At 50.4% G+C, this 1,088-nt stretch carries 1 protein-coding gene; it reads left to right on the forward strand.

Translation table 11 applies throughout. The features are described 5' to 3' along the window. Positions 1-115 precede the first annotated feature (115 nt). Positions 116-1,066 (forward strand): IS1595-like element ISPvsp1 family transposase, encoded by a 951-nt coding sequence (locus NW212_RS15205; RefSeq protein WP_072531163.1) that lies wholly within the window; start codon positions 116-118, stop codon positions 1,064-1,066. The last annotated feature ends 22 nt before the right edge of the window (positions 1,067-1,088 follow it).

Genomic DNA, 1,088 nt, shown 5'->3' on the forward strand with positions numbered 1-1,088 from the left:
ATGAATGTCCGCAAACGTCCAAATTAGCAAAGTTTAAACAGGCTATGAGATGCCAATGCAGGCATAGGAACAGAATTTGCAGGCACTCCCTGTAAAACAATTGAAAGGAAACACAATGAATCTGCTTGACTTCTACCGTCAATATCCTGACGAAAGCTCCTGCGAGGAGGCTCTCCGTCGTTTCCGTGAACGCCACGGTCTTTTCTGTAGCCGCTGCGGCGGTTTGCGTTTGAGTTGGAATCCGAGCCACCGTTCTTGGACCTGCATGGACTGTAAGCATGAGATGACCTTGCGTTCCGGTACTGTGATGCAGGGAAGCAACCTGCCCATCCGCGACTGGTTCGCCGCCATGTACCTTCTGACGGCGACCAGACGTGCCATATCCTCCAAGGAAATCCAACGCCAACTGGGGCGCAAGCGTTACCAGCCCGTATGGGAAATGGTGCACAAGCTTCGTGACGTGATGGGCAAGCGTGACGCACGCTATAATCTTCATGGAGATGTGGAGATAGACGAAGGGTTCTTCTCCACCGAGACGCCTGAGGCTCAGAAAAACTGCCCGCTCAAACGTGGACGTGGAAGCCAGCGCAAGACATCCGTCCTTGTCATGGCTGAAAGCAGTTTCCCGGACACTCCTTCCGATAAGAAGCGGAGTACCCCTAAAATCGTGGGACACATAAAGATGGAGGTAATAGACGATTTGAAGGCTTCCACCGAAACTCCCAGGATAAAACAGGCGACAGACGGGAAGGCAAATGCCACTACGGACGGTTCCAGCACATACGCATCCCTTGAAAAGGACGGGGCAGTGGCTTCCCACAAGGCCGTTGTCATGGATGACAAGAAAAAAGTCGGAAAGGTTCTACCTTGGGTACATATCGCCATCAGCAACGCCAAGAGGAGCATCCTTGACACCTACCATGACATAAAGGCGGAATTCCTGCAACTCTACCTTAACGAATTCTGCTACAAGTTCAACCGAAGGTATTTCGGTTTTAGGCTCTTTGAGAGGTTGGAACTCTGTGCTTGCACTTATAGAGCTGAGTTTAAACATCGAATTTACTAATTGGATATTTGCGGACATTCAT

Source organism: Bacteroides sp. ET225 (assembly GCF_024733745.1).
Lineage (GTDB): Bacteria > Bacteroidota > Bacteroidia > Bacteroidales > Bacteroidaceae > Phocaeicola > Phocaeicola excrementipullorum.